General features: G+C 50.9%; 17 protein-coding genes and 1 pseudogene. 14 read left to right on the top strand and 4 right to left on the bottom strand.

The annotated features are described in order from the left end of the window. The first annotated feature begins 2 nt into the window (after positions 1 to 2). Entirely contained in the window at positions 3 to 701 is a 699-nt protein-coding gene (locus tag IPN95_03995; GenBank protein MBK9448567.1) for a PrsW family intramembrane metalloprotease, read from the top strand. Positions 702 to 704: 3 nt separating this feature from the next. Next, positions 705 to 1472: a TIGR02757 family protein gene (locus IPN95_03990; protein MBK9448566.1), complete on the top strand. Its 768-nt coding sequence runs from the start codon at positions 705 to 707 to the stop codon at positions 1470 to 1472. A gap of 265 nt (positions 1473 to 1737) precedes the next feature. Here the strand turns inward: IPN95_03990 and IPN95_03985 are convergent, their stop codons facing one another. The 3 genes from IPN95_03985 to ffh all read right to left on the bottom strand — a co-directional run bounded on the left by IPN95_03985 (position 1738) and on the right by ffh (position 4676). Beyond that, on the bottom strand, positions 1738 to 2439 hold the full coding sequence (locus tag IPN95_03985) for a hypothetical protein (GenBank protein MBK9448565.1): 702 nt from the start codon (positions 2437 to 2439) through the stop codon (positions 1738 to 1740). Between the two features lie 87 nt (positions 2440 to 2526). Continuing rightward, complete coding sequence (locus tag IPN95_03980; protein MBK9448564.1) at positions 2527 to 3195, bottom strand: hypothetical protein; 669 nt, start codon at positions 3193 to 3195, stop codon at positions 2527 to 2529. Between the two features lie 140 nt (positions 3196 to 3335). Next, complete coding sequence (ffh, locus tag IPN95_03975; protein ID MBK9448563.1) at positions 3336 to 4676, bottom strand: signal recognition particle protein; 1341 nt, start codon at positions 4674 to 4676, stop codon at positions 3336 to 3338. A gap of 235 nt (positions 4677 to 4911) precedes the next feature. On the opposite strand from ffh, the gene aqpZ reads away from it, so the two are divergent. The 8 genes from aqpZ to IPN95_03935 all read left to right on the top strand — a co-directional run bounded on the left by aqpZ (position 4912) and on the right by IPN95_03935 (position 14464). Next, complete coding sequence (gene aqpZ / locus IPN95_03970) at positions 4912 to 5637, top strand: aquaporin Z (protein ID MBK9448562.1); 726 nt, start codon at positions 4912 to 4914, stop codon at positions 5635 to 5637. Positions 5638 to 5847: 210 nt separating this feature from the next. After that, complete coding sequence (locus IPN95_03965) at positions 5848 to 7515, top strand: S8 family peptidase (protein ID MBK9448561.1); 1668 nt, start codon at positions 5848 to 5850, stop codon at positions 7513 to 7515. Beyond that, on the top strand, positions 7512 to 8420 hold the full coding sequence (gene sdaAA / locus IPN95_03960) for an L-serine ammonia-lyase, iron-sulfur-dependent, subunit alpha (protein MBK9448560.1): 909 nt from the start codon (positions 7512 to 7514) through the stop codon (positions 8418 to 8420). Before IPN95_03965 ends, sdaAA begins: the two co-directional genes overlap by 4 nt. Positions 8421 to 8608: 188 nt before the next feature. Then, the gene (locus IPN95_03955; GenBank protein MBK9448559.1) at positions 8609 to 9445 is read left to right on the top strand and encodes a hypothetical protein; all 837 of its coding nucleotides are present in this window, start codon (positions 8609 to 8611) and stop codon (positions 9443 to 9445) included. Between the two features lie 167 nt (positions 9446 to 9612). After that, positions 9613 to 11997 carry a TonB-dependent receptor gene (locus IPN95_03950; protein MBK9448558.1) on the top strand — a complete coding sequence of 795 codons (2385 nt, stop codon included), beginning with the start codon at positions 9613 to 9615 and terminating at the stop codon, positions 11995 to 11997. Between the two features lies 1 nt (position 11998). After that, positions 11999 to 12805, top strand: coding sequence for a DUF4249 domain-containing protein (locus IPN95_03945; GenBank protein MBK9448557.1), 807 nt, complete (start codon positions 11999 to 12001; stop codon positions 12803 to 12805). 373 nt (positions 12806 to 13178) lie between these two features. Next, positions 13179 to 13754: a hypothetical protein gene (locus IPN95_03940; protein MBK9448556.1), complete on the top strand. Its 576-nt coding sequence runs from the start codon at positions 13179 to 13181 to the stop codon at positions 13752 to 13754. Further along, a complete protein-coding gene (locus tag IPN95_03935; protein ID MBK9448555.1) occupies positions 13754 to 14464 on the top strand; it encodes a hypothetical protein in 711 nt (236 codons plus the stop codon). Before IPN95_03940 ends, IPN95_03935 begins: the two co-directional genes overlap by 1 nt. 5 nt (positions 14465 to 14469) lie before the next feature. On the opposite strand, the gene IPN95_03930 is transcribed toward IPN95_03935, so the two are convergent. Next, positions 14470 to 14997 carry an RNA methyltransferase gene (locus tag IPN95_03930; protein MBK9448554.1) on the bottom strand — a complete coding sequence of 176 codons (528 nt, stop codon included), beginning with the start codon at positions 14995 to 14997 and terminating at the stop codon, positions 14470 to 14472. A gap of 263 nt (positions 14998 to 15260) precedes the next feature. Between IPN95_03930 and IPN95_03925 the strand changes: the two genes are divergently transcribed. The 4 genes and pseudogenes from IPN95_03925 to mutS all read left to right on the top strand — a co-directional run bounded on the left by IPN95_03925 (position 15261) and on the right by mutS (position 22055). Further along, a complete protein-coding gene (locus tag IPN95_03925) occupies positions 15261 to 15926 on the top strand; it encodes a hypothetical protein (GenBank protein MBK9448553.1) in 666 nt (221 codons plus the stop codon). A 194-nt stretch (positions 15927 to 16120) separates the two neighbouring features. After that, complete coding sequence (locus IPN95_03920) at positions 16121 to 16801, top strand: TetR/AcrR family transcriptional regulator (GenBank protein ID MBK9448552.1); 681 nt, start codon at positions 16121 to 16123, stop codon at positions 16799 to 16801. 3 nt (positions 16802 to 16804) lie between these two features. Continuing rightward, on the top strand, positions 16805 to 19237 hold the full coding sequence (locus IPN95_03915) for a hypothetical protein (GenBank protein MBK9448551.1): 2433 nt from the start codon (positions 16805 to 16807) through the stop codon (positions 19235 to 19237). A gap of 243 nt (positions 19238 to 19480) precedes the next feature. Then, positions 19481 to 22055: pseudogene (mutS, locus tag IPN95_03910) on the top strand (DNA mismatch repair protein MutS). The last annotated feature ends 122 nt before the right edge of the window (positions 22056 to 22177 follow it).

Genomic DNA, 22177 nt, shown 5'->3' with positions numbered 1-22177 from the left:
ACATGGATTGGCTCCTGCTTGGTTCGATTGCACTCGCCCCGGTCATCATCATTTTCACGATGGTTTTTATGCTCGATCGCTTCGAGCGGGAGCCTTTGGGGATTCTGATTTTGTGTTTCGTTTTCGGGATCGTCATCGCTTTGCCGGTGGTGTTCGCCGAACTCGGGATGCAAAAGGCCTTCAACATTCAGGAGGAGAACAATCCTTTTCTTCCCACTGTCTTGCTGGCTTTTGTTGTTGTCGCATTTTCGGAAGAAGGATTTAAGTTCTTGGTATTGAGGCTGTATGCTTATCCAAGAAAGGCTTTCAATGAGCCGTACGATGGTATCATGTATGCACTTGCAATATCGATGGGATTTGCCGCGATCGAGAATGTCTTGTATGTACAAGGTGGCGGACTCGGTGTTGGCATTCTCCGAATGTTTACCGCCGTGCCGGCCCATGCTGTTTTTGCACACCTGATGGGGTATTTCGTCGGTTTGGCAAAATTCAATGCCAGCGGCGGAAAACGTGTTGGCTTGATGGCCTTGGGGCTTTTCCTTGCAGTGCTCGCGCATGGTCTCTATGACTTCTTCCTGATGTTTGACGGTGCTGCTTTCGGAATCTTCTCATTTGTGGTGCTGTTGGCGGCGCTGATTCTTTCTTTCAAAGCCATTCAGTCCCATCAGAAAAATTCGCCATTTAGAAAGGCGGGGCAATAGGCAATGATCGATTTGGAAATCAAATCGCTTCTCGAGGAAAAGCTCCATCAATTCAACCGTCCGGATTTCATTTCGGCGGATCCCGTTTGCATTCCACATCGCTATTCCCGCAAGGAAGACATCGAAATTGCAGGATTGCTTGCTGCAACGATATCTTGGGGACGCCGTGATCTGATCGTGCGTGCGGCGGGGAAAATGATGGAAATGCTGGACGATACGCCATTTGAATTCGTCATGCAGGCGAAGACCAAAGAGCTGAAGGCACTTGAAAAATTCGTCTACCGCACTTTTCAAGGACCCGATTTGCAAAGTATGGTATTGGGATTGCGACGAATTTATTCGGAAGAAGGTGGTTTGGAAAATGTGATGCAACTCGATGCAAATCAGTTGGATACTGCGCAGGGAATCGTTCGCTACCGGAACGCAATGTTGGCCACCAAAGGATTCACAGAACGCACCGCCAAACATATTGCCGATCCATCATCCGGTTCAAGTGCCAAAAGGCTCAACATGTACCTGCGGTGGATGGTGCGCAAGGACGGTGCGGGCGTGGACTTCGGTATTTGGAACAACATGCGTCCGGATCAATTGATTTGTCCGCTCGATGTCCATACCGGCAATGTCGGCAGGAAACTCGGCTTGCTCACCCGAACCCAAAACGACTGGAAGGCAGCACTTGAACTGACGGATTCCCTTCGAAAGTTTGATCCCATGGATCCAATCAAATACGACTTCAGCCTGTTTGGTTTGGGGATTTTTGAAGGGTTTTAAGGAATCGGTCGGATTCAATGGAAAAGCGCCGCACTTCTTGAGAATGCGACGCTTTCCATGAAAATCATCTATGAAATTGAATTACCGAATGCCCTTTTATCAAAATACGTTCGATTTCTGCAAATCAAGCATCCCAAAATCGGTGCATGGTCTTGGCAGGAATGCGTTTTAGAGTTTGATCCCGAGGAAAAACCTGAACCCAATCTGTTCAGGAAGATCTGTCTTTGACATTGGCTTGATTATCAGCTAATTCCTGAATAAATAATCAAAACTTGATGCCCGCCGATGCAGTAAGTCCAAAATTTCCTTCCAAAATTCCCAGCCAGTCGTTATGAAGGCCGGGTGCCGGTATGGAACCATTGCTGGAATAGATAAGGCTTGCAACATGGTATTCGGCAAGTGTAACGCTCCCCGTGATATCAGCAAAAAACTTCGAGTTTGGATAAAATGCGATCCGCGGCGCAATGTTGGCTCCCAAGGAGAGGTTCTGTTTCAATTCAGGAAAAATCGTTGAGAGCGCTGGTCGGGAATGGTAACGATCAAACCGAGGCATCACCTCGAAACCTAGCAAAAGCGACACAAGGTGATCCTGCTTTTTCAAGAAGCGGGTGAAGTAGCTGAATTTCGCACCCAAATCAGTGATACGAACAGATCCCGAAACAAGCCCCTGACTTGCTACTTCGATCGTTTCCTGAAACCGAAACGCCCAATTGGTGATCGCCACTTCGCAGAGATCACCACGTTTCGTTTGCCAACCAAAAGTAGGCGTAATTTGTAGAAGATCGACCTTCAAGGCATCATGAATCCCGACTTCGATACCTTGCGCATCTTTCACCCAAATCGAACGTGGTCCCCAAGTAGTGGCATTGCCTATTTTGACAAGGTGCCGAAATTCAAAACGTGGAGCTTGGGCTGAGATTGAAATTGCCAGGGTGGCGATGAGGATGGTCAATATGCTTTTTTTCATGGGCGAGAAGTCTTGAGAACAAAGAAACAGAAATCATTGCTTCTCAAGCATCCCAAAATCGGTGCATGGTCTTGGCAGGAATGCGTTTCAGAGTTTGATGCCGAATCCGATGAGCCCCATCACACGAGGGGAAAACAGACGGAAATTGAAACTCGTTTGGTCTCGACTTGTCGTGGAGTTTAATGGCTGAATAGTCGCAGAGGTCATGTTCAAGCTTGCCAAACTGATCGGCAGCCCAAAATCCATGAAAAACCGATTCTTGGAAAACCAGGTAATACGTGGCGTAAGGAGCAATTCGACTCCCAATTGCTGTCTGGCTTTGATCCTCGCGACATTGTTGTTGGGATCGAGTTGCGAGAAGGAATAGGAGGGAGTGAGCCCAACACCGAGCATGGGAACCCATTGGGTTTCCTTGCTTTTGAGGAATACCCAATATTTGGAAAGCGAAACCGACAAGCCAAAATTGGAAAGTGATGCCCGGGGTGTAGCCCTGCTACTCGAATTGAGCGCAAGGTGGTTCAATCCGATTTCATTGAAGTTGCCTTTTTTCGTCTTGTAGGAAAAGCTAGGAATCGGCTGAAACAAGCGCAAGTAGCTCCCTCCAATATTATTCCCTTGCGTGTCACGGATTCTTGAAATCGTGAGGGAACTCAGGTTGCTGAGCTTCAATGCGTATTTGAAGTCGGTTGCGGTATTTTGTGCCGCTGCGATTCCGCCAAGGAATAAGAGACAACAAAGGATGAAGGTTTTGCGCATAATCTTGATTTTGAGAACCTAAAGTAGTGTTATTTCTCTGTTTTTAAGAAACGGATCGGGTTCCTTTTCATTGTAAATCAAAGAAAAACGCGGCCCCTTTCGAAGCCGCGTTTCCAATATGTTTTGAAGTCACACCCGCCTCAGCGCTTCCCGCGCATCATGGGCATGTTGTTCATGCTCATGCCTTTTTCGCTGAGTTTGTTCATGGTCTTCATCATCTTCTTCATCTCGCCAAATTGCTTCAGGAGCTGATTGACTTCTTGCACGGTGGTGCCGCTACCGTCGGCGATGCGCTTGCGACGTCCGCCGCTGATCAGGGCTGGATTGGCGCGCTCTTCCTTGTTCATCGATTGGATCATCGCCTCGATGTGCTTGAAGGCATCGTCCGGAATCTCCGTGTCTTTCAACACTTTGCCCACGCCGGGGATCATTCCGAGGAGGTCCTTCATGTTGCCCATCTTTTTGATCGTGGCAAGCTGCTTCAAGAAGTCGTCAAAGTCGAACTGATTCTTGCGCATTTTGGCCTGCAAACGCAGGCTTTCTTCCTCGTCAAATTGCTCTTGCGCACGTTCCACGAGGGTGACCACGTCGCCCATGCCCAAGATCCTGGAGGCCATACGCTCAGGATAGAACCTGTCGAGGGCTTCCATTTTTTCGCCGCTCGAAATGAACTTGATCGGCTTGTCCACCACAGACCGGATCGAAATCGCAGCACCACCACGGGTGTCGCCGTCCAATTTCGTCAGCACCACGCCGTCAAAGTCCAAGCGCTCGTTGAACGTCTTGGCCGTATTGACCGCGTCTTGGCCGGTCATCGCATCCACGACGAAGAGGATTTCGTCGGGGCTGATCGCAGCCTTCACGGCCGCAATCTCGTTCATCATCTTTTCGTCCACGGCCAAACGACCGGCGGTGTCCACGATCACGACGTCCTTGCCGTTTTTGCGGGCGAATTCGATACCGTTCTTGGCGATTTGAACGGCGTCTTTGTTCTCGATCTCCTTATAAATGTCTGAACCGACTTGCTCGGCAAGCACGGTCAACTGATCGATAGCCGCAGGACGATACACGTCGCAAGCGACCAACAATGGATTGCGACCCTTGCCTTTGAGGTATTTGGCGAGCTTGCCCGTGAAGGTCGTCTTACCCGAACCTTGCAGACCAGCGATCAAAATCACGGTCGGCGGCTTGCTGTTCATCTTGATTTCCTCGCCCTTGCCGCCCATCAACAAGGTCAGCTCGTCATGAACGATCTTGACCATGAGTTGGCTTGGGGAGACAGAGATCAAAATGTCTTGGCCTAATGCCTTGTCTTTCACATCGTTGGTGAAATCCTTGGCCACTTTGTAGTTCACGTCCGCATCCACCAAGGCACGGCGGATCTCCTTCATCATCTCAGCGATGTTGAGTTCGGTGATTTTATGGGAGCCCTTCAGTTTCTTGAAGGCGCGTTCTATCTTGGAACTAAGATTCTCAAACATGTCTTATGCGCGGAAAAAATGAGCGCGCAATTTACGAAAGTTGCCGAAACTAGGCAGACCTTTTCCTTCAATGATTGAAAGAATTCGTCCCGAACCGCCAATTGGACCCTCGAATTCCACTTTTTCCTGAATATGTGAATGCGTGCAGGAATTTTTCCTAGCTTGTCTTCCGTTCGGGACTGCATTTTGCATCCGATATTCAACTAAAATCAAGACTTTAACCCCAAAATCAGGAATGAAAAAGTTAATTGCAGAGTTTATTGGGACATTTTGGCTCGTCCTCGGCGGATGCGGGAGTGCAATTCTGGCCGCTGGTTTTCCGGGCGGAATGGGAATCGGATTCGTCGGCGTTTCATTGGCTTTCGGCTTGACAGTCCTCACAATGGCCTACGCGGTCGGGCATATTTCCGGCGGACATTTCAACCCGGCGGTTTCGGTCGGCCTATGGCTCGGTGGGAGGTTTGAAGCCAAGGATTTGCCAGGATACATTGTTTCTCAAGTATTTGGAGGCATAGCTGGCGCAGCGGTTTTGTACTTGATTGCCAGCGGACAAGAAGGCTGGGCGACGAATGGGTTTGCTTCGAATGGTTACGGCGACCATTCTCCAGGGCAATACGGCATGGTGGCTTGCCTCGTGACCGAGATTGTCATGACCTTCATGTTCCTCATGATCATTTTGGGCGCCACGCAATCGACCGCTCCCGGCGGATTTGCTGGCATGGCCATTGGTCTCGGCCTCACTTTGGTTCACTTGATCAGCATTCCGGTAACGAATACGTCGGTGAATCCGGCAAGAAGTACGGCTGCTGCGATCTTTGAAGGCGGTTGGGCCGTCGAGCAGCTATGGCTGTTTTGGCTCGCGCCCATCATCGGAGCCGCTTTGGCAGGATTGGTGCACAAGTACGTCTTGGACGGAACTGGCATCAATGTCGATGGCCGGGCAAAAAACAAGCGCGGCTGATTGCTTTAATATGTGCTGACTCACAAGGTCGTAGGGATTCGAATTCCACTTGGATTTTGAGTTTCTACGATCTTTTCTATTTCGTCACAGCTGTACCCGACGATCTGCCAAGCGGGTTAAACGCAAAGCGCACAAGAGAAATTCGTGAAAATATCGTCCTGTCGGGCAACAGTCAGAGGCTTCTTCGAATTTTCCGTAACTTTAGTCCCGATGAAAACAAAGTGGAATTGGTTGTTGACTTTGCTCTTTTGCGGTTTTTTCCTGCCTGCTTTTTCTCAAGGTGGAACGGATAAATATTGGGTGATGTTCACCGACAAGGGCGATGTCTCCGGCCTCGAACCGACGGATTTTTTGGCGCAACGCTCGATTGACCGCCGCCTTCGTCAGGGGTTGAATGTTCAATTCAGCGACTTCCCGGTGAATCGACAGTATATATATGGTGTGGGTGCCGCGGGTGCTACGTTGCTGCATCCCTCGAAGTGGTTGAATGCAACATCTGTACGGATGGACGAAGCAACAGCCGCTTCGGTCGCCTCATTGCCCTATGTGAAAGCAGTCAAGCGCATTCCGAAGGTCGTTTTGGATCTCGACGAAGTTCCAGCTGTCAACGCCCGTGAAGGTTATTCGGCGGGGTTCTCGCATACGCAGACAGCCATGATCGGCCTCGACAAATTGCACAAAAACGGGTACAACGGCCACGGAATCCTCATTTCCATGATGGACAACGGGTTTCGCGATGCCGACAAAAACCCCTATCTCAGCCACCTCATCAACAGTGACCGCCTCGTCGCAACATGGGACTTTGTCAACAACGAGGAAAATGTATTCAACCAAGGCGACCACGGGCAATTTACACTGAGTATTTTGGCAGGATGGGGCGAATCGAGTTCCGATTCATCCTTCTGGTTTGCGGGCTCGGCCCACGGGGCCTCCTTCATTCTCTGTCATACGGAATCCGACGCTTCAGAAACCCATCAAGAGGAAGACAATTGGGTCGCTGCGATGGAATTTGCGGATTCGATCGGGGCGGATTTGTTTTCTACCTCTCTGGGATACAGAACCTTGGATTTTGACAGTTATACCTACGACGACCTGGACGGCAACACCGCGATCATCACGATCGCCGCGGATTTGGCGGCAAGCAAGGGTATCGTGGTATTCAACAGTGCTGGCAATGACGGGGCTGGCAAAATGCTAGCGCCCTCCGACGGCGACAGTGTGATTTCGGTGGGGGCAGTGAATGGCAGCGAAGTGATCGCAGGTTTCAGTTCGCAGGGACCGAGTTTTGACGGGCGCATCAAGCCCGACATTTCGGCGATGGGAGAGGGCTGCAGCTACATTCGCAGCAGCGGAACGCTTTCGCAGGGAAATGGTACAAGTTTCAGTTGCCCCGTTGCAGCCGGCATGGGGGCCTGCTTGCTGCAAAGTGCCCCCAATACGCCAAACATGGTCCTTTACGATGCCATCATCCGATCGGCAGACCGTTATGAAAGTCCGGATACATTTTATGGATATGGGATTCCCGATGTTGCCGTGGCCTACAAGCTCCTGACAGGGAGTGATTTGCCAGCCGTAGCCTCCTCGATTTGGATGGGGGGCGATAGCATTGCGATTTATCCCAATCCGGCGACGGATCATTTCAGTGTCGCATTTGACAATGGGACTCAAGCCTATGCTGCGACCTTCGAATTGGCTGATGCTAGCGGGCGGATCGTTTGGAAGCGGGTGATAGAAGTCGCGCCGTTTTACAATGTGATGCATTTTACGCGGGAGGATGATTTTGCCTTCTTGCCGAGTGGCAACTATGTTTTGAGAATTTTGGATGCCGACCGGGAGGTCAAGCATTCCTCCAAATTGCGCATATACACTGCACGATGAACGTATTATTCGACAGCTTTTCCGAATGGATCGAGGCAGTAAAGGCCACTGGACAACCGCTTTGGCGTCCGGTGATGGACTATGAAATCCGGGAGAAGGAAGGGGAGGAGACCTTGATTTGGGCCCGTGTGGAGCAGGCGCATGCGGTGATGACCGATGCCGTGCGGACAGGATTGGAGCATGACATGCGCAGCATCAGCGGCATGATCGACAATGGCGCCAAGAAGGTGATGGCTGCCAAGGTCTCGGTTTTGGGGGAGAATTTCCAGAAGCTGTTGGCGTATGCAATTGCAGCCAAGGAGGTGAATTCCTGCATGGGACGCGTGGTTGCAGCACCCACGGCGGGCGCCTCGGGCATCATGCCGGGCATTTTAACGACCTTGCAGGAATTGCACCAATTGCCGAATCAGGTGATTTTTGAAGGCATGCTCGTAGCGGCAGGCATCGCCTTGGTGATTGAGCGTCGTGCATCGATTGCGGGCGCCGTCGGCGGATGTCAGGCCGAAACGGGCACGGCAGCAGCCATGGGCGCAGGCGCCATCGTGTACTGCCTCGGCGGCACGATCGATGAAGTCTTTGATGCCGTGGCCATCACCATCATGAACATGCTGGGTCTGATTTGCGACCCCGTCGCCGGATTGGTCGAAGTTCCTTGCGTCAAACGCAACGGTTCGGGGGCTGTGATCGCGTTCGCATCGGCCCAAATGGCCTTAGCGGGTGACCGCAGCATCATTCCAGTTGATGAAGTGATTGATGCCATGGCCGAGGTCGGCGAAAGCATGGAATCGCGCTACAAAGAAACCGCGATGGGCGGCATCGCAGCAACGCCGACCGCGAAGGCCATTGAAGCCAATGTCCTCCTCGCACCCGCACTTGTGGTGGAGTATGAGGAAGAGGATATTTAGTTAGGAGTTAGCAGTTGGCAGTTAGCAAATGCAATTCTCCCAAACTGCTAACTGCTACATTCTAACTACTAACTATCCCCTGTTCATTATTGTGGAAAACCCCGCATTTCTGTGGATAAGCACGCATTCGGATCGTGGGCAAAAGCCGTATTTTTATCAAATTGATTGAATACAAGCGTGTTGCCGTTATGTTGAAGAAAATTCTATTGGTTTGGATTTGTTTTTGGGGCACTGTTCAGGGCCTTGAAGCCAAGAAATTGTTGGAAGATCTTGATCTTTCCACTGGCCGCTGGGAAATGGTTGGCGTGTCTTTGACCAATTATCAACCTGTCGCCATTCAGGAAAAGTTGGGCACGTTTATCATGTCTGATCCTACGATTTTGAGGCAAATTCAGCAAAAATGGAGCTTCGAAGAGACCTACGAGGATTACTGCGAATACCATTATGCCCTCAAATTTTACCGCAACGGCGACTTGCAAAAGACCCTTCGCGTCAATCTTCGCTGCAATTATATCACCGACGAGGCCTTCAGCTACCGCTTTACGGAAAAAGATCTCACAGAATTTCAGCGTGGGTTTAAACCCATTCGTTGGTCGCGCATCCGCTACAGTGACCTTGACTTGCTGCAAACTGCGGTCACACAGCTTGATCGTATGCCGGGCGTTTACTGGTACGGCGATGTCAAGCAATTCAACTTTGATGGCGAATTTTCAGTTGCCGTGAATGACCTTCCCTGGAATGTAAACCGCGATTCGCTCGTGGAGTCCTTGACAGATCTGATGCGCTCACGGACTGGGCGCGATGACTTTTACATCACGCAGAAGTATTGGCTGTTAAGTGATGATTTCGAAAAGATGTCCCTCAAGCTCAACATCTTCTGCGATGAGCCTTTCTTCAAAAGCTACAATTTGGGTGGCGTCGTGACCAATTGGCGCAACCACCTCAGCGAACAGAGCTTTGTTCAGATTGTTGTGATCGGCATGAGCAAGGAAGAGTACTTCACGGCGATGAAGGGCTACAACTAAGAATTTTGTGTAGATATAGAGTACTAGGATGGCTGCTTCTTTTGGGGCGGTCATTCCGGTTGTAGTGGCTAATGCAAAATTAAATTTCTCCCCAAAGCAAACCAATTGCCTGCTTCGCGTGTCTGAGAAGTGAGTCCCGATGTGAGACTGTTAGATTGAAGCCCGCGATGATCCTTTTCTTTCGAAAATCAGCTTTTGTGGTATTGCTGTTGTTCCTGCTGAGTGCGACAGCTTTTTCGCAGACCAAACACACTTTGAGCGGCTACGTCCGCGATGGCGGTACCGGCGAAGACCTTGCAAGCGCGCAGGTCCTCGTCCCAAGCGCTGGCACCGGCGCCTATACCAACACTTACGGCTTTTTCTCCTTGACCTTGGCGGAAGGCGAATACGATGTCGTGGTGCGGTACCTGAGCTACGTTCCCGATACCATTCATATTCAGCTCAATCAGGATCTTAGCCAGAATTTCGAGCTCCTTGAAAAGTCCGTCGAGGTGCAAACCGTGGAAATCACCGACAAGGCATCGGCTGACAATGTCCAAGGTTCGGATATGAGCGTGGAGACCATGAACCTGAAAGAGATACGGAAATTGCCGGCATTTATGGGCGAGGTGGATGTCATTCGCACGATCCAATTGCTGCCGGGAGTCGTTTCCGTCGGAGAAGGTATCACGGGTTATTATGTGCGTGGAGGTCAAAGCAATCAAAATTTGGTATTGCTCGACAATGCTACGGTCTACAATGCTTCGCATTTGCTCGGCTTCTTTTCGGTGTTTAATGCCGATGCCTTGCGCGACGAATATAAACTCTACAAGGGCGGAATCCCTGCGCAGTACGGAACGCGCCTCAGCAGCGTGCTCGACCTTCATATGAAAGAAGGCAACAACAAAGAATGGCATGCAAGCGGCGGACTCGGAGCGATTTCGAGCCGGCTTACGATTGAAGGGCCTTTGATCAAGGACCGTGCATCCTTCGTGGTTTCCGGACGCCGCACCTACGCGGACATTTTTTTGAACTTGGCCAAAGACCCTAACCTGAAGGCAACCAAGCTCTATTTCTATGACTTCAACGCCAAAGCCAACCTGCGTATTTCCAACAAGGACCGGCTTTTCCTATCCGGTTATTTCGGCAGGGACGTTTTCAAGTTCAGGAACATTTTCAGCAATGATTGGGGAAATGCAACCGGATCGCTACGTTGGAACCACCTTTTCAGCGACAAACTCTTCAGCAATACCACGCTGATCATGAGCGACTTTTTCTACGGATTCGAAGCAGAGACCTTTACAGGAGACCGATTCGAATTTGGTTCAGGAATCAGGGACTACGCGTTGAAAAACGACATCACTTGGTTTGCAAACCCCAAAAATCAGCTTCAATTCGGAATTGATGCCACGTTTCACCGGGTGAATCCCGGTATCTTCGAACCGCTCGGGGAGAGCTTTCTGGAGCCGCTGAATGTAAGTCCCGACTATGCTTTGGAATCGGCGATTTATGCGAGCAACGAACAAACCGTGAGCGACCGCTTGTCCCTTTCCTACGGCTTGCGATGGTCGCAATTCGCCCAATTGGGTCCTGGCGAGGAATACAGCTACGATTCGACTTACGAAACCCGTTTGGACACCACTCAGTACTCCTCAGGCGAGATCGTGCAGCTTTATCATGGTTTGGAGCCGCGTTTTTCCGCGCGTTATTTGGTCGGGGCAAGCAATTCGATCAAGGCCTCCTACATGCGCACACGGCAGTACCTTCATTTGGCGTCCAACAGCACCGCCTCCTTCCCTTGGGATATTTGGATTCCAAGCAGCCGGCACATCGTGCCGCAGATCGCCGACCAAGTTGCCGTGGGCTACTTCCAAAATTTCCTCGACAACCAATTGGAAGGATCCTTGGAGATTTATTACAAGGACATGCGCAATCAGATCGACTTCAAGAATGGTGCAGAATTGATCCTGAATCCGACGATTGAAACGGAGATTCTAAGAGGCGACGGATATGCCTACGGCGCTGAATTCATGCTGCGCAAGACGCGCGGACAATTGACCGGCTGGGTGAGCTACACCTTGAGCAAGGCCATGCGGCAAATCGCCGGCATCAACGGCGGAAACCCTTATCCGAGCAATAGCAACCGCTTGCATGACTTCCACGTGGTTGCCGGATTCCAACTCAGCAAGCGCACGAACATCGGCGCGACATGGGTTTATTCGAGTGGCCGGCCCGTCACATTCCCGGTCGGTGGCTACCGCATCGACAGCAACTTTGTGCCGCTTTACGGTGCCCGCAACGCCGATCAGTTGCCCGATTACCATCGCATGGATTTGTCCGTGACCATTGACGGCAAGCCCAAAGTCGATGAAAACAAAAAACGAAGACTGGAAAGCTCGTGGAATTTCACCTGCTACAATGCCTACGGCCGCCGAAATGCATTTTCGATCGATTTCAGGGAGGAGCAAGAAGACGATCCCAACAATCCGGGGCAGCAGGTCACCGTTCGCAACGCTTACAAAACCTACCTTTTCCGTTGGGTACCCTCGATCACCTGGAACTTCAAATTCTGACATGAAAAACTTCGTCAAATCCCGAATTTTGATGCTTTTGCCGTTGGCGGCAATGCTCGTCGCTTGCGAACAGAAGATCGACCTGCAGCTGAACGATGCCGATCCCAAAATCGTGATCGAAGGATGGATTACCGATCAGCCGGGCCCCTACGATTTTAAGGTTTCGCGGTCGAGTCCCTATTTGGGCGATGGTGCCGAATCTCACGTGACAGGTGCTCAATTGATCTTGCGCGATGATCTCGGAAATGTCGATACCTTGGTTGAAACAGGTCCCGGATGGTACCAAACCACAGATTTCCAGGGGCAACGCGAGCACAACTACTTCTTGGACGTCACGGTCGAAGGACAGAAGTATTCCGCAACCAATTACCTGCCGCGCATCAATCCATTGTTGGGAACGGGCTACGAATACAACGACACCATGGTGTTTGGTGCGGGCTATTACGTGGGCTTGCTGGCGCAGGAGCCCGCGGGGAGGGGCGACTTCTATCAATTTCGATTTACACGCAACGACACCGTTTTCAATTCGATTGCGGACCTGTTGGTGAGCGATGATGCCTTTGTCGATGGACAATTGTCACCGTTTCTGTTTCCGTATCCCAACCGGCTCGGCGATTCGATCGTCGTCGAGGTGCGGGCTGTTTCGGCAAAAACCTACGATTTTTTCGTTACCCTCTTTCAGCAAGGCACCGGCTCGGGCGGACCATTTGCCTCCGTTCCCGACAACCTCGCCACAAATTTTGACAATGGCGCTGTCGGATGGTTTGGTGCTGCGGCTGTGGTCAATGACTCCCTCGTGATCCAGTAATTCCAAGTTCAATTTCATTGCATTCTAACGAAGTTTTAATTTGCTGATATTCAGTGAATTGCTTGGTTGTTAAATTTGTGAACTTTAATTCGAACAGTGAATTATTTGATTGTGGAATGTCTGTGGATAAGAATTAATTTAATTGATAATCAGGTGTTTGTGTATAAATCGGAAATTCTTTTATCCACACGTGCAACCAAACTGAAAAACAGGTCGTAAATTCTCCTTGTTGAAAGCCGTAAGCCGATCATCTTATCGTTTTTGCTCCTTGAAAAAGGCATGAACGAAAGGCTTTTAGAAAGATTTAGGTTTCCTGATGTGCCGGTTTCGGTCGCGGGAATTGTTCTTGAAATAAAACCGGAGAAAGTAGCGTATGGCTCATGTGTTAGTGGTTGGTGGGACCGGTGTCTTAGAGAAGGTCTCACTCTTTCTTGCCTCGCACGACAACGTCGTGACGGTGGTGGCTCGGTCCAAATACGACTTTGAAAAGCTTCAGGCGCAAGCCGTCGGGCTTTCTGGCAGAATTAATCCGATTGCCGTGGATTCCCACGAGGTCGATGGACTTTCACAACGAATCAGCGAATCCATCGAGGCCTTTGGCCCGGTGACACTTGCCATCAACTGGGTTCAGGAGCAATTCCTGAAGTTTGTGGATGTCATCGCTTCGATCCTCAATTCGACATCACCTGTTTGTCGCTATTTCCAGATTCTTCCAGGTCAGGAGCTTGCCAATGTCAAGGAGCGCAAATACTTTGAAAGTACTTTCCGGAACTTGGAAAGGGTGCTTTACCGCATCATTGTCCTGGGTTTCAAACGCGAGAAGGGCACGACGATGCGCCTGAGCAACGACGAAATCAGCGACGGTGTGATCAAGGCATTGCGCGATGATTCCAAGAACGTGCTGATCGGCACGGTCGATCCCTGGGAAGGTGAAATCCAGCATTCCTGATGCGGAATACCATCGCTTGTTTGGCAGTTTCCATGTTGATGATTGGCAGCTTGCCCTCCCACGCATGGGCGCGGGTCGGTGATTGCTCTCGCAAGGATTATTCCGCCATCAAGGCCGAAATCGTTGCACAGCGGGATTCAATGGCTACGCTTTACGCGTCTGCGGGCGCTGATCAACGTTTGACATTGGTGGTTGCTGCGCGCAAACTCGTGCTCGACGTGATTGCCAAGCAGCTTTTTCCGCCATGGATGGGTACCCCCTGGGATTTTAACGGCATCACGCAAAAGCCCGGCGAAGGGCAAATCGCCTGCGGTTACTTCGTCACGACCATTCTCAGAGATGCTGGATTTGGCGTCGAACGCGCCAAATTGGCGCAGCAGGCATCCTTGAAAATCATCCGCACGGTTTGTCCTGCAGACCAAATCAAAGATTATGGCGGGATCGACGTCCCCGAACTCGTGCGTCGCATGGGGAAACTCCCGCAGGGACTTTACATTGTCGGGTTGGATATTCACACCGGATTCATTGCCAATGGTCCCAAATCGGTCGATTTTATCCATGCCTCGTACGGCAACCCACGCGTCGTGGTGCACGAAGTGGCACTTAAATCAGCTGTTTTGGCGCAAAGCAAGCGTTTTGTCCTCGGGCGTGTCGACAACGACGAATTCCTCAAAAAGTGGCTGCTCAAGCAAGCCATTCCGACGCTTTGAAGCGGTCAGGGATTGCCTAAAACAAGGGCATAGAGCACAATGCCAGTGGCGACAGAGATATTCAGGCTGTGTTTGGTCCCGAATTGAGGGATTTCGACCGCCACGTCTGAGTTGGTAACCACCTCCGCATTAACCCCATCCACCTCGTTGCCCATCACGATCACCCATTTTTCATCTTCCTTGGGTTTGAATTCGTGGAGGAATACGCTGCCATCGGTTTGTTCGATGCTTGCGATGCGGTAACCTTCTGCCTTGAGTTTGAGGATCAAGGGTAGAATCTCAGGGACATGTTCCCATTCGACCGCCTCTTCCGCGCCAAGCGCCGACTTTGTGATTTCCCGGTGGGGCGGGGCAGGGGTGTAGCCGCAGAGGTAAAGCTTCTCGATGAGGAAGGCATCACAATTCCGGAAAACCGCACCCACGTTGATCATGGAGCGTATATCGTCCAATACCACCACAATCGGATGTTTTTCAGCTGCTTTGTATTCTTCGACCGACTTGCGGCCCAGTTCGTCGAGCTTCAGTTTTCGCATTATTCCTTTCGTAAGTTGCCCCAATGACAGGCAGGGGATTCCAATTCGGGACGAAAGTAACAAATCTCGTTTCCTGACGCATCATCTCAACTGGATAACGGCTGAAATTGGGTTCTGCATAAATTCAATGGTATTGGAAATCAGCGGCGTATTGCAATCGATATTTCTTGCCTACCTAGATTGTAGTCGTTTTGCTTCTTTTTTTGGTGGTGAATGTGAATTTCTGGCATTGTTGTTGATAGAATGCAATATAATTTCGCAAGATGAAGAAGACATTACTCCTCCTTTTGGTCCTTTTGCCGTTCATGGCCCTTCAGGCACAAAAATATGACCCCGTCACCTTGATGTTGGCCTTTCAAAAGCAATATGAAGGTATCGGCAACTTTTCAGGAAATGTGCACTGGAAAAGGCAAAATGGCGAGGCTTTCACGGGCAAATTCGTCGTGCAAGGAGAGAAGTACCAAATTCTCTGGCAAGATGGCGAAATCCGCTGCGATGGCATGTACGAGTGGGAGATCATGCACCGTAGCAAACGCATCAAAAAGCATTTCTACGATCCTTTGTTGGCACCTGCAGTGGTGAACGTGTTCCGATTTCTGAGACTGGACCTTGAAGCCGAAGTCGTGCGCATCGGTGGAACGGTCGACAAAATCGCCTTGGACATCGATTTTGGAAGCAGTGTTGCACAAGGCAGCCATCGATTGGTGATTGACATCAAATCCTTGGAGCCCAAATCGCTTTTGCTCATGGTCGATCAGGAAGGCTATTACGAAAGCGCTGAATTCGCCGAAATCAAAAGTGGGGACAAAGCCCGCGTTGGCGAATTTGACCTGAATTTTGACGAATGGAAGGCCAAAAGTTACAAGCTGACCGACATGGCCATCGGTGAAAGCACCTCCGTTTGGCCGGAAGAGCGGGCGCTGAAGTGATGCCATTGTGGTATGCGTCTGAAGGAATTGCTACCACAAGCCAGAAAATGAAGTTTCAGCAACCTTGGAGAGAATTACAGGGTTGATCCGAATAAAAAAATGGTGCCTGTCGCACCATTTTTTTTTGACCTGTTTGAAAATATTAATTTGTGTATATATATTTACTAGAGTAAATAAATGTATCGGAGTTGCCAATGCAAGATTCAATGACAAAAATCGGTTTGAAGGACAGGAAGGTCGCGCGAATTCGTCTTGCACTCGTGCGGCACCTTCGTGAAAAGCTGAATGAAATGCCATTTAACCAAATCCGGGTAGAGGATCTTTGCGAGGTGGCCATGATTTCCAAGGTGACCTTTTTCAAGTACTTTCCGGAAAAGGATGCGCTGCTGGTTTTTTCCAATGCCTGTTGGATGATGGAACTGCAGGTTTTGATTCGAAGGAAGGAACTTGTTGGCATACCCGCAATCGCAGAAATGTATGCCTCGATGGGCCGCGTATGCAATGAATCGCCCCATTCTGTTCGCGCTTTTTACGGGATGATTTCGGAGAATCTCAAATTTCCAATGGGGGTCGAGTTGAGTCGGGCCGACAAACTTGAACTGTTCCCCAATGAGGATCCAGATGGATATGAAACACGCAGCACGGGCAATTTCATTCACCGACACATCCAATACGCCTTGGACCACCACCAAATCGCAACCAATCTGGACCAATTTGAAATCTCAAGTTTGATCGGCTCGATTTTTAATGGAACGGGCGTGCTCGGATTGCGCTTGTTCCCCGATCGCCCGGGCGACCTCTTCGCTGTGAACATCGGCATTTTATACAAATGCCTGAATTATAAAGGAATTCAAGAATCACCCTCTAAAATTTAAAAAATGATGACCACCTCAAAGACTGAGCTGTCGGCAATTGGAACCGTTGGCTGGCAACCGACGAAGCAGGAAATCGGTGCCAAGGCACTGCACCTTCATCTCGCATCAAGCTGGGGATTCAATGTCCCCAAGGGATTTGTCATCCCGGCCGTGCGATGGGACGGAGCACCTTCGATTCCGAGCGAACTTGCAGCTAGCTTGCTGCCGGCAGCAGAAAAGCTTGGTCCCGGACCTTACGCCGTCCGTTCATCGGCAACCTTGGAGGATGGAAGTCAGACCTCCTTTGCCGGTCAATTCGTCTCGATCCTCAATGTTCCGAAAGACGGCTTGTCGGAGGCTGTGCTATCTTGTCTTCAGTCCTTGGACGCAGCACAGGTGAAAGCCTATCATGCGTCAGGTGGCGGCGCGATGGCAGTGCTCATTCAACAAATGGTCCCTGCCGATGTTGCGGGTGTCGCCTTTTCGGCCAATCCCGTTTCAGGTAACCGGCATGAAGTGGTTATCGAAGCGGTTACAGGCCTTGGTGAAAAGCTCGTTTCCGGAGAGGTCAGCCCGGAGGAAATCGTTTGGAATGCTTCAGAAATTCAGCGGAAAGGTGCCGCCGTGAAGGAGCTGACCGAACCGATGATCGCCAAAATCGCCGAAGTCGCAAAAGTTTTGGAATCAAAATTCGGGTGCCCGCAAGACATCGAATGGGCATTTTCCAATGGCGAATTTTTCTTGCTGCAAAGCCGGCCGATCACGGCGCTGCCTATAGCGCCCATTCCAATCGCCATCGAAATTCCCAAAGGAAGCTGGAAACGGGACGACCATCACACCATACCCACGCCGTTTACATGGGATCTTTTCTTTGATCCTTACGGAAAGGCCTTCACCGAAGTGCTGAAAACCTACGGACTGCCGGTAAAAGGGATGGACTTTAAGCTTATCGGCGGTCATTTGTATGCCCGGATGGAAATGGCCGGGGGCGGTGGAAGTAAAAATCCGCCGGATTGGGTGATGTGGCTCGTAGCGCGACTGATTCCGGCCATGCGCAAAATGAACAAACATGCGGGTCCATTCTTTGACGGAAAATCCTATCGGAAGCCGGTTGTGGAGTGGGAGGCCTCCGATGCGCAATGGTTCAAGGATCAAATCGCGTCTTTCAACTTGAAAACGCTCGGCGATTTGTCCACATCAGCGCTGATACAGCAAATGGATCAGCTGAAAACGATCGCCATCAAGGGAGCCCAAGTGCATGCAGGCCTCGGAATGGCAAGTTTTACCTGCATCGGGGTGTTTGCAATCTTCTGCAAATCGCATTTGGGTTGGGATTACAAAAAGACCTTGGCAGTTCTCAGCGGAAATTCCGGGGCAACCACACAGCATTTGGTCGAATTGGAAACGATTTGCCTGCAAAACCTGAGTCATGCGCAAATCCAGGAAATGCCTTTGGAGCGCAAGACGATTGCGCAGGTCTTGGAGGAATATCCAAAATTGAACCAAGAATTTAGCGCATGGATGGAGCGCCACACGATGCGCATGTCTGACTATGACGTGAACAACCCGACCTGGGGTGAAAATCTTCACTACCTGCACCAAACATTGGCGTCCCAACTGCAACAATTAAAAGCAGGAAACACGTTAACCAATCGACTGCAAAAGGAGGATGGCGTGGAAATCGATGCTGCAAGAACACAATTGGCGGATTCGGGATTGCGTTCGGAGTTTGAGGAATTGCTCGAATGGGCGAGAAAGGGATATTTTATCCGTGATGCGAATGGAATTGAGTGTATTTCAAAGGTATGGGGAATGCTACGGCTGCACCTGCTCGAGGCTGGGAGGCGCATTTCCGATCTCCCCAATGGGCCCGAAGACATGGTGATGCTCACGCAAGCGGAGGTTGTTCAGGCGCTGCAGGGCAAATTTCAGAACCTGAAAGCCACGATTTTGCACCGGCTAGGCGAAAGGCAATGGGCGAAATTTAACCGGGGTCCCGCTGCTTATGGTCCCGCCGAAGCGCCATTGCCCAATCTAGCGCCCTTTCCTTCCGGGCTCAAAAAGTTGTTTGGCCTATTCGAATTCATGACATCTATCGAGCCCGATGCTGCATCCAATTTGCAAAAATCCGATTCCTCGAATTTGGTGAATGGCTTGGGCGTTTTTGCGGGGAAATACACCGGGATCGCCAGAATCGTCGAAGGGCCACATCAGTTTTCCAGAGTTCAGCAGGGAGAGATTCTGGTTTGCAGGATCACAAGTGGCGAATGGTCCGTCCTTTTTAACCGATTGGGTGCGCTGGTCACAGAAGAAGGAGGGTATCTTTCCCATCCTGCGATTATCGCCCGCGAATTTGCCCTTCCCGCCGTGGTTGCTTGTGAAAATGTTACGAAAAAAATTGTGGATGGGCAGGTGATTACAGTCGATGGCACCACCGGAACGGTCTTCTGGGAATAAGCGATGATCTAAAAAGCAGGTCCCTTTCAACAGAATTCGCGGAAAGTTTCGCCCTTGGGCGGTCTTCCGCGAATTTTTAGGTGAATGACAGCTGATTTCCCCCAATTGTACACCTACCGTTGATAATTCCGTTTCGGAGTCGGCTGCTTTCCTCGGAAATTGGCGATTTGTCTGAAGTTGAATGATTGAACGGCGGATCCATTGAAAGAAAAGGACGACAACAAGGCGAAGGAAACGCCTTTGATGAAGCAATACAATGCCATCAAGGCCAAACACCCCGGCACGGTTTTGCTGTTCAGGGTAGGGGACTTTTATGAAACGTTTGGCGAGGACGCCGTCAAGGTTTCGGAAATCCTCGGCATCGTTCTGACCCGCCGCAACAATGGAACCGGCGAAATGGAACTCGCTGGTTTCCCGCACCATAGCCTCGATACCTACCTGCCCCGCCTCGTTCGTGCGGGCCAACGCGTGGCGGTCTGCGATCAACTCGAGGATCCCAAACAAGCGATCGGCATCGTCAAACGCGGCGTCACCGAACTCGTCACACCCGGAGTTGCTTTCAGCGACAAAATGCTGGACAGCAAGGAGAGCAACTACCTCGCAGCCTTGCATTTCAGCGGCAAAGAGGTCGGATTGGCATTCGTAGAAGTGAGTACCGGCGAATTTTTCTGCCTCTCAGGATCGATTCAACAGGCTGAAAAGCTGATGAATACGCTCAAACCTGCCGAAGTTTTGGTGGGGCGAAAGGACATCCGGCAATTCAAGGAGGAAATCGGGGAGAAGTTCTACATCTCGCGGCTTGGAGGACTGGGTATTCCAGTTCGATTATGCGCAGGAAACCCTGCTCGGCCATTTCAAGACCAAGTCCCTCAAGGGATTTGGTGTCGACAAGGAAGAATCCGGAGTGATCGCCGCCGGCGCGGTCTTGCATTATCTCCGCGAAAATCAGCAAACGCAGATCGATCACATCGCTGGCATTCAGCTGTTTGATGATTCAGGATTTGTCTGGCTCGATCAATTTACCATTCGCAACCTGGAGTTGATCCACCCCAATCATCCGGATGGAAAAGCCGTCGTGGACGTGCTCGACATGACGCTCACGCCCATGGGCGCGCGTTTGCTCAGGCGATGGCTGCTGTTCCCGCTGAAGGATTTGGGGGCCATTCGCAGAAGGCTCGAAACGGTGGAAACACTGCTCAAGGACCAAGTGAACCTGCGGCATTTGGAGGATATTTTCAAGAAAACCGGAGACCTTGAGCGCCATGTTTCGAAGTTGGCGACACGCAAAATGCAACCCCGCGAGGCGATGATGCTGCGCAACAGCCTTCGGCTGATTGGTCCTTTGCGCAAGCTCCTGCTCGAATTTGGAGCCGCCCACCTCGACCGCCGCGAGCAGGCTTTCCATGACATCAGCGAGGCCCTTGGCCTGCTGGACCAGTATTTGGAGGAGGATCCCAACAACAATTTGAATACCGGCGGCGTCATTCGCGGCGGACTCAATGCCGAGCTCGACGAACTCCGCAACATCAGCGCAAACGGCAAGGACCTGCTGCTCGACATGCAGCGCCGCGAAATTGAAAAGACCGGCATCAGTTCGCTGAAAATCGGCTACAACAAGGTTTTTGGTTATTACCTCGAAGTCACCAACGTTCACAAGGACAAAGCCCCGACCGATTGGATGCGCAAGCAAACCCTCTCAGGTGCAGAGCGTTACATCACGGAAGAGCTCAAGGAATACGAAGAGAAAATCCTCCATGCAGAGGACCGTATCGTGGCATTGGAGACGCGGCTCTACGCCGAATTGCTCGAAAAATTACAGGCATGGCTGTTGGCGATCCAGCACAATGCCCTTCAAATCGCAGAATTGGACATTTTCGGTTCATTCGCCAACGTGGCCCTGAAACGCAACTATTGCAAGCCCGAAATTAATGCCGACGATGTGCTCGACATCCGTGCCGGGCGGCATCCGGTGATTGAAACGAGCTTGGGCCGGGATGAAACGTATGTGCCCAACGACGTCTTCCTGGACAATGCGCAGCAACAGATCATCATCATCACCGGCCCCAACATGGCGGGTAAATCGGCCTTGTTGCGGCAAACGGCGTTGATCGTGTTGATGGCGCAGGTGGGTTGTTTTGTCCCCGCGGATTCGGCAAAAATCGGCTGGGTCGACAAGATTTTCACGCGGGTAGGGGCGAGCGACAACATCAGCAGCGGCGAATCGACTTTCATGGTCGAGATGAACGAAACGGCCCGCATCGTGAACAATGCGACGCGCAAAAGCCTCATTCTCCTCGACGAAATCGGTCGTGGCACGAGTACCTACGACGGCGTGAGCATCGCCTGGGCACTCGTGGAGCACCTGCATGAAAGCGCGAAATGTGCTGCCAAGACCTTGTTTGCAACGCATTACCACGAGCTCAACGAGATCAGCGAAAAGATGCAGCGCGTGAAAAACTACAATGTCTCGGTCAAGGAATTGGACGGGAAAATCATTTTCATGCGCAAGCTGATTCCGGGTGGAAGTAACCACAGCTTCGGTATCCACGTCGCTGAAATGGCGGGCATGCCCAAAAGCATTGTGAAGCGCAGCAGCGACCTGCTCACACACTTCGAGCAAAACAAAATGCACGACAAGGAAGTCGCGCAAAGCATCAAATTCAGCAGCAAACAGTCGATTCAGCTCAACATGTTTGAGCTCAAGGACGAAGACACCCTGCGCATCCGCGAGGTGCTTGCAGGCGTGGACATCGACCGCATGACGCCTGTGGAAGCGCTGCTGAAATTGCAGGAGATCAAGCTCGCGCTGCTGAAGTGAAAAGTGGAGAGTGAAAAGTGAAAAGTGAAAAGTGGAGTCGACGATTGTGAATTGTCGACTGGCCATAGGCGCTGAATAGGGCGAATGGGAAGTGAATCGCGATGAGTGGCGGAGCTAATTCA

The organism is Bacteroidota bacterium, assembly GCA_016718825.1.
In the GTDB taxonomy this organism is placed as follows: domain Bacteria; phylum Bacteroidota; class Bacteroidia; order J057; family JADKCL01; genus JADKCL01.
Note: the sequence above shows the minus strand (reverse complement) of the source record. Positions and strands in the feature narration are given on the sequence as shown.